The organism is Paraburkholderia sp. UYCP14C (assembly GCF_004197395.1).
Taxonomy (GTDB): Bacteria; Pseudomonadota; Gammaproteobacteria; order Burkholderiales; family Burkholderiaceae; genus Paraburkholderia.
This window is the reverse complement of record NZ_SELS01000139.1, coordinates 1-7,474: the sequence shown is the minus strand read 5'-3', so window position 1 is coordinate 7,474 and position 7,474 is coordinate 1. Positions and strand designations below refer to the sequence as shown.

The following is a 7,474-nucleotide window of genomic DNA, read 5'->3' as shown; positions in this document are numbered from 1 at the left end:
CCTGCCGAACTGCTGCCGCTTGATGACCGAGAGTTCGTGCGTAAGCTGGTCGATACGTGTTTGCCGGTACTGCAACTCTCTTTCTTTCCCGGCGATCTCGGCCATCAGCTTCGCGTTCAGTTCGCGTATCTGTTCGGTACTGAGGGCATCGAGATTGGCGGGTATGTCCATGGCGACCAGTCTGCCAGAGCGGCGCGCGATGCAGCAAGGGAAACAGTTTACGTACTTACGGGGCTCAAACCACCGTGATCGCGTGATCCGGTGCGAGAGTGCGCCACGGCAGTCCCATCACCAGAGCCTGAAGCTGTTCAGGGCTCAGCCCCACGCTCACCGCCTGCTCGCCGTTCGTCCAGACGAAGCGCCCCTTGTTCAGCCGCCGAGCGGCAAGCCATATGCCCAGGCCATCGTAGACCAGCACCTTCATTCGAGTCGAGTGCCGATTGGCAAACAGGTAGGCATGATGGGGCCTCACTGACCCGAACACCTTGACCACGCGTGCGAGCAGCGTATCGACACCGGCGCGCATGTCGACCGGCTCCGTCGCGAGCCAGATGGCATCGATGCGAATCAACGCAACCACCCCTGCAGCCACGTTGCGCAGTCGCTCGCGGCCGACAGTGGCCAGCGCACGGTGATCGCCGTCGCGCCCCTGCGTACCTCGATCTCGATGTGCGTCGCCGCTGCAACGCCATTCTGCATCTGCAGCGGCACAAATTCCGGCGACGAGACATTCAATTCCTGTCGGGCCGCTTCAGCGGCATCGCGGTCCTCCCGCGCCGCAACCCAGCTACGCAGCAGGTTGGCGTTCAACCGGTAATGCAGTGCCACGGCCGCAATCGACACGTTCGGCTGCATTGCCGCCCGAATGACCGTCTCCTTGAATTCCTTGCTATGCCGCCGGCGCCGTGTCGGCTGAACGACATCCGGTACAACCTCGACTTCGTCCATCGTGTACACCTGTCCATTTAAAATTTGAATGGACATGATCGTCGGGCGGCACGACTTGCCGATCAAGATGACTTCACCGGGTGCTTACGTAGAAGTAGTTTTGTCGGGCATTGCAACACCTTATACGAGATAAGTGTTGCACCTCGCTTTTGAGGCCGCCCAAGGAAAAAGGACAATATGCATTCCAGAACAAATATGGATACGGCCTGCGTGCCCGTGTGGAAGCGCAGTTCTCACGCATCAAACGCTGCCTCGGCGACACGCTGCTGACCCGCCGCACGGCATCACAGGTTCAGGAAGGTCGCGTCATCGCCAACCTGATCAACCAATGGAACGCCTTTGGCCAGGCGCAGTGCGTTAAAAAGGCCTAATTGCGTCCGCAACCAACTGGGCGCCTACCCTGCCGAACAAAGCAGGTGCGCAGCATTGGGCACGGCGGCTGATTGAGATGGGTCACAAGGTTCGACTGATGCCGGGCAAGGCTGTCGAAGCCTTCGTTAGCGGCAACAAGAATCTATGGTCCTCCCCGTTTTTGCAACGCTGATTCCGATTTTGTGGTTGGCTTGCGTGAATCTATTCGGCGTCTTGAAGGGGAGCACTCCCCGCGCCACGATGAGAGTCGCGCCCGACGTTCCTCGAGATGTTGCCGTAGGCGTTGGGCCCGAACTTTCCCGCGTTCGCTGATGGGCCGCGAACCGTTTCTCGATTTTACAAAACGTTGGCTTCCATTTTTCCGACCGACCTCAGAACGGCGGGTTCCGGATCTACGGCGCGCACGGCTTCCGGACGTTGGGCTCAGCACGTCGAGCTGGCGCAGGCGTTATATGTATGCTCTGAACGGCTATCTTTCGATCGCCAACTTGTCAGGAAGTCTCACCTTGATCATGGTGCCGGCCCCCGGCGAGCTGATAACGTCGATCGCACCGCCCAGCATGAGAACACGCTCTTCCATCCCTGCCAGTCCGAATGACGTCTTTCTCGTTGCCAGTACATCGAATCCGCAACCGTCGTCGTGCACTTCTAGCAGGCAAGCATCGGGGGTTCGCTCTAATGCGATGACCACTCTTCTGGCCGCAGCGTGTCGGGCGACATTGGTCAGCGCCTCTTGAACGATGCGAAACAGGACGATAGCGCGATCCTCGCTTACGGCGATATTCTCGTCCTGCAAGTTAAGATGACAGACCGTCCGGCCGTTACGGTTGAAATCGGCCACGAGCCACTCGAGCGCTGCTGCAATACCGGAATCAAGCGCTGCGGGGCGCAGCGACGCGATAACGCCTCTGACCACCTGCATCGTTACATCCACAAGTGAAACGAGCGCCTGCGTATGCTCGACCAGATCCGGGCGATCCGCGCCAAGCCTCATGCGCAATATCGACGCCCTCAGGCGAAGCGCGGTAAGGTGTTGTCCGAGTTCGTCGTGCATTTCCCGCGCAATGTGCTTGCGTTCATCCTCGCGAGCCGTCTCGCGATGTGAGGCAAGTTCACGCATCATCTCGTAGGACTCGCGTAAGCGGTGCTCTGCTTCCTTGCGCTCCGTGAGATCAACTACAAAAGCAACGCCTTCCTTCCCGCTACAGTCGAAAGCAGCGCGACCGACCATGACCGGTATACGACTGCCATCCTTCCGCATGTATTCTTTTTCCTCGGGTTGAACGTCGCCGTGGTTCCTGATTTGGGCCAAAGCCCGTTCGCTGCTTTCCTGCCAGTCAGTTGGCGTGAGATCCCTCCAGCGGAGGCATCCTGACGCAAGATCCTCTCGCTCATATCCCACCATGCGCAGAAAGGCGTCGTTGGCTTCGAGAATGTCGCCGGCGGCATTCCAGACGATGATGCCAATGATATTGGCATCGACGAGGCGGCGAATCCTGGCCTCCCGTTCCTGCAGGTCGCGGTACAGGCGGGTGTTCTCGAGCGCGGTCGCCGCCTGCGACGCGAGCAGTCGCAGCAGTGCAATCCGGGTCGATGCGAAGGCTCGGGTGATCAGATTGTTTTCGAGGTACAAGGCCCCGATCAGCTTCGCTTGATTCATTAATGGCAGGCATAAGACGGAACGAGTCAGGTACTGCAGGATATGAGGGTCTGTCGCGAGCCTGGGATCGGCCGCAGCATCATCGAGAATGACACTTTCCCCTGTGCGCAACACATCGTAGAGAACAGGCTCAGGAATCATGGTCGCGCTCACGGGTTCATCACGCAATTGGACGCATGCCTTGTCGCTGTCCGTCCAGGCTTCCGCTGCGAGCCGCTGTTCTCCTGTATGCGAAAGAATCAGTAATCCACGCTCCGCTCCCGCCTGTTCGATAGCGGTACGCATGATCGTCTCAATCAATCTGTCGAGGAAAACCTCTCCGGAAACAGCCTGCGACACCCTGATGACGGTAGCAAGGTCGAGGTGTTCGACAGGCGCTCCGATCGTGCTGCCCGGTCCAGGTGCTCGCTCGTCGTCCCTTAGACCTGGGTACAGTTCGGCGAGTTGGCGCACCTTGCCTTCGGCCCCCCAGCGTCGGTATCCCCGTCGCGCATCCTGCAAATAGACACGGGCAATTTTGTCGAACCCGCGCGCCGCGTAGAAAACGGATGCGAGTTCATTGGCAAGTGCTTCGTTGTGTACAAGCTCGTTTGCGCGCGCGAGGCGGACGGCCTCTTCGTAGAGCCGCATCGCGTCGGCATCACGGCCTTCCAGGCGCGCCATCTCGGCGCTTACCAGGGACACCCGATTGCCGAAATTTGCCGGACAGTTGTTCGCCCAGATCTCCAGTTGACGGCAATGCGCGGCGATGCTGTCGAGGTGCTCCTGTCGCTCCTCGGCTGGCGCCCGGTCGAAATATGCGGCCCGTGTGAGAGCGGCGTAAAAATGGTACTCGCATTCCTCCAGGTGTGGCGACGAACTCCAAAGTAGCTGTTGTGCGATCGATGCCGCGTTCATGGCGGCCACATAGTCGCCTGAAAGGAATCTTCCCTGTAGTTTCCGGATCCAGTACCAGCACGCGGCCGTCGCGAGCGCGGGGTTGCAGGACAGGTGCTGCTCCGTACGGAGCTCGTTGAGCTCGTCGTAGTCGAAATGGCCGAATTTCAGTGTGACGCCGCGGAGCATCCGGATCAACGCGAGTTGCGTGGTGAGGTTATCGACGACCAGGCCGAAACGTGCCTTCCTGGAAAACGCGAGGCCCTGTTCAGTTTCGACTTCGACATCGATCAACGGATCACCGCCGAAAAGTCGGTCCGAAACGATATGGCAGCATGTATAGGCGCCAGACAGAAGGTCTCCGGTCCGGACCGCTGCTTCGAACGCGCGGCGCAGCACTTCGCTGCTGAAGCGCACGTGCTTCGTCCAGCGCACGACATACAGCGCGTAGCAGAGATACGTGACCGCCTCGAAACGTTTGAGTCCGCGGCGCTCGACAAGATCGAAACCGAGTTGGCCGAACTGGACTCCAGCGCGGTAATCGCCAAAGCGTGGCCCGGCGATCCGCGGGAACATCACATACGCGAAACACGAGGCGTCGCAATTGCCACGCTCCAGACTAAGACTGATCACTTTGCATATGGCGAGAGACGCCAGATTCGCGTCAAAAAACCAGGCGGGTCTCAGGAGCTTGCTCAGCACATCAGTCACCGCGAGGGACGCCGGGTCCGTCATCAATGGCATATCGATGAGCGCCTCGATAGGCCGGCCCGCAAGCCGTGACCGGATGTTTTCGTACTCCCGCCGTACGTCGGTTTCGTGAGGGTGTGCCAGCCAGTCGATGCCGACTTGACGGAGGTGATCGAGACAAACTTCGACCGCGCGATCGCTCCGATCGAGAGTCAGGTAAACATCCATTCGCAGACACGCGACGCTCGCCTGGTCGACCGCGTTCGTCGCGCGGTTTGACAGCATGCCTAGCCGCTCTTGCGCATCCGTTAGCCGCCCGGTGAGGAACTCGCATTCGGCCCGGTTCAACTGTAGCGCAAAGATCAGTTCGTGCCTGCGTTCCCAGCAATCGTCCTGAAGGAGATCTGCGCCAGAAGTGAGATAGGTGAGCGCGGACGCATAGGCTGTCGACGCCTTGGCTCGCTGGCCGGCGATCAGGTTAAAGGCGGCCAGTTGTTGGCGTTCCTGCCTGGATCTCACCAGCGCCGTGCCACGGTTGAGCTGACTGACGATATCGAAGATCGCCTCTTCCCGTTTGCTAGCGGGAGTTTGCGCCGCGAGTAGTCGTCCGATACGCAGATGGGTGTTAGCACGCAAGTCTTTGGGAATCAGCGAATAGGCGGCTTCCTGCACCCGGTCGTGTACAAACCCGTAGGCGTCTTCTAGTTGCTCGACCAACTCCTGCTCGAGTGCCGGCTTCAGCCGCGCCCGGATTTCCTGCTCCGAGACGCCCAGGACTTTAGGCAGCATCATATAGGAGGCGGTGTTGCCGAGACAGGCAAGCTGTTGCAAGGTGCGCTGCGTTGACGCCGGTAGACGCACTAGCTTCGCCACCATCAGGTCGACGACATTGTCGGTGTACCCCTTGCGGTGGATGCGGGGCAGGTCCCAGCTCCAACAGGCCGTGTCATGGGAGAAGCTCAGCAGATCGCTATCGGCAAGCTCGCGCAAAAACTGGATGACGAAAAACGGATTGCCCGCCGTCTTCTCATGCACGAGATGCGCAAGCGGAGCCGCACGTGCCGGCTCACAGTGAAGCGCTTCGACAATCAGTTGCTCTACGTACTCACGAGCGAGAGGCGCGAGAACAATTTCGTCGAGCCTTGCGCCGGCCGCCCTTAATGTCTGAAGCTTGCGCAGCAGCGGATGTCCGGGAGTTACCTCATTGCTGCGATAGGCGCCGATAACCATCAAATGCTGCAGATCCGAGCGCGCAAGGAGCCTGTCGAGCAAGTCGAGCGTCGCGGCGTCGAGCCATTGCAGATCGTCAAGAAATAGTGCCAGCGGATGTTCACGTCGCGCAAAAACGCCGAGAAAGCGCTGGAAGACGACTTCAAAACGGCGGCGCGCCTGATTTGGCTCGAGCTCTGGAACGGGCGGGGGATCGCCGATGATCAGCCTGAGCTCGGGGATCAGATCGGTCACGAGTCGCGCGTTAGGACCGAGTGCCCCGATCAACGTCTCGCGCCAGGTTGCGAGTTCCGCGTCAGGCTCCCCGAGTAGCGGCCGGATCAGGCCCTGAAAAGCCTGCACGAGCGTCGCATAGGGTATGTCGCGCTTGTATTGGTCGAATTTGCCCGACGCGAAGAGCCCGCGCGATGGTACGAGTGCCTTATGCAGTTCATGGACGATTGCGGATTTGCCGATACCCGAATACCCGGAGACAAGCACGAGTTCAGGGATGCCAGTGCTGACCACGCGATCGAACGCAGTGGTCAATGCATCTACCTCCCTCTGCCTCCCGTAGAGTTTCTCAGGGATCAGGAGGCGGTCGGGCATGTCGTATTCGCCTAGCACAAAGGGATCGATGTGGCGTTGACGCTGCCATTCGGTCAGGCAATGCCGCAGATCCCGCTCGACGCCAGCCGCCGTCTGATACCGCTCCTCGGGCGCCTTGGCGAGCAGTTTCATGACAACCTCTGAGACGGGGAGGGGGACCGTGTCTACCCGTGCTCTCGGAGGCACCGGCTTACGCGCAAGATGGCAATGTACCCATTCCATCGGATCCGCAGCAGTGAACGGTAGGGACCCCGTGAGCATTTGATAAAGCGTAACCCCGAACGCGTAGAGGTCGCTGCGAGAGTCGATCGAGCGGTTCGTCCGCCCGGTCTGTTCGGGCGCCATGAAGGGTAGTGTGCCGGCGATCGTTTCGGGTGGCTGTGGAAATTGCCGCTCGCGGGGCAGTCGTGAAGCGATCCCAAATCCTGTGAGCCGCGGCCTGCTGTCCGTGCAGTTAACTAGAACATGGGCAGGCTTGAAATCCTTATGAACGAGCCCACTCCGATGGAGCTTCTTAAGCGCCGCGGCAATGTCGACGGCGAGGCACAAAACACGTTCCACCCCGAGAGGCGCGCCCACCAGTCGCTCAAGTGGTTCGCCGCCCGGATCCTCGAACACCAGTGCCATCCGTTCATCTTCGCGTACCAGCTTTATCGGGTGCACCGCCCACGTACCATTCAGTTGTTCTTTCAGCGCGAATTCGTGAGCAAGGCGCTCGAGAAGGGCGATTGAGGGATGTTCCTCGGTGGTCCGGAGAGTCAGGAGGCTATCGCTGCCGCTCGTGGACCGGACGCGACAGAAGGTGCGCTCTGCATCCTCCCAAAGGATGTGGACACTGAAGCCTGTGTCAGAGCCATGTGGATCGTTCATCTGCCGTCTTTCACTAGTCAAGTTCAATCCCTGATCGTATCAAGGGACGCAGCCCAATTCGTCTACATAAAGTGCTACGGCTACGCGGTCAGAACTATAGGGTAACTGTTGCACAATAGCGCCGCGACGCCGCAATGGCCACTTGCATCGCACCTTGCGTGCCGGCGGCCTCAAAAGCGAGGTGCAACACTTATCTCGTATAAGGTGTTGCAATGCCCGACAAAACTACTTCTACTTCAT

The 7,474-nt window shown here is 59.5% G+C and carries 4 protein-coding genes and 1 pseudogene; 1 reads left to right on the top strand and 4 read right to left on the bottom strand.

All coding sequences use genetic code 11. The annotated features are described in order from the left end of the window. The 3 genes and pseudogenes from EVC45_RS47380 to EVC45_RS42910 form a co-directional block, all read right to left on the bottom strand. A pseudogene (locus EVC45_RS47380) lies at positions 1–171 on the bottom strand (IS66 family transposase); the annotation flags it as partial. A 64-nt stretch (positions 172–235) separates the two neighbouring features. Continuing rightward, the gene (gene tnpB / locus EVC45_RS42915; protein WP_136624689.1) at positions 236–571 is read right to left on the bottom strand and encodes an IS66 family insertion sequence element accessory protein TnpB; all 336 of its coding nucleotides are present in this window, start codon (positions 569–571) and stop codon (positions 236–238) included. Beyond that, positions 568–1,014: a transposase gene (locus EVC45_RS42910; RefSeq protein ID WP_248295500.1), complete on the bottom strand. Its 447-nt coding sequence runs from the start codon at positions 1,012–1,014 to the stop codon at positions 568–570. Before EVC45_RS42910 ends, tnpB begins: the two co-directional genes overlap by 4 nt. An 83-nt stretch (positions 1,015–1,097) precedes the next feature. Between EVC45_RS42910 and EVC45_RS42905 the strand changes: the two genes are divergently transcribed. Next, on the top strand, positions 1,098–1,319 hold the full coding sequence (locus tag EVC45_RS42905; protein WP_129964134.1) for a transposase: 222 nt from the start codon (positions 1,098–1,100) through the stop codon (positions 1,317–1,319). A 470-nt stretch (positions 1,320–1,789) separates the two neighbouring features. Here EVC45_RS42905 and EVC45_RS42900 read toward each other — a convergent pair whose 3' ends face one another. Continuing rightward, positions 1,790–7,234: an AAA family ATPase gene (locus tag EVC45_RS42900; protein WP_129964133.1), complete on the bottom strand. Its 5,445-nt coding sequence runs from the start codon at positions 7,232–7,234 to the stop codon at positions 1,790–1,792. Between the last annotated feature and the right edge of the window lie 240 nt (positions 7,235–7,474).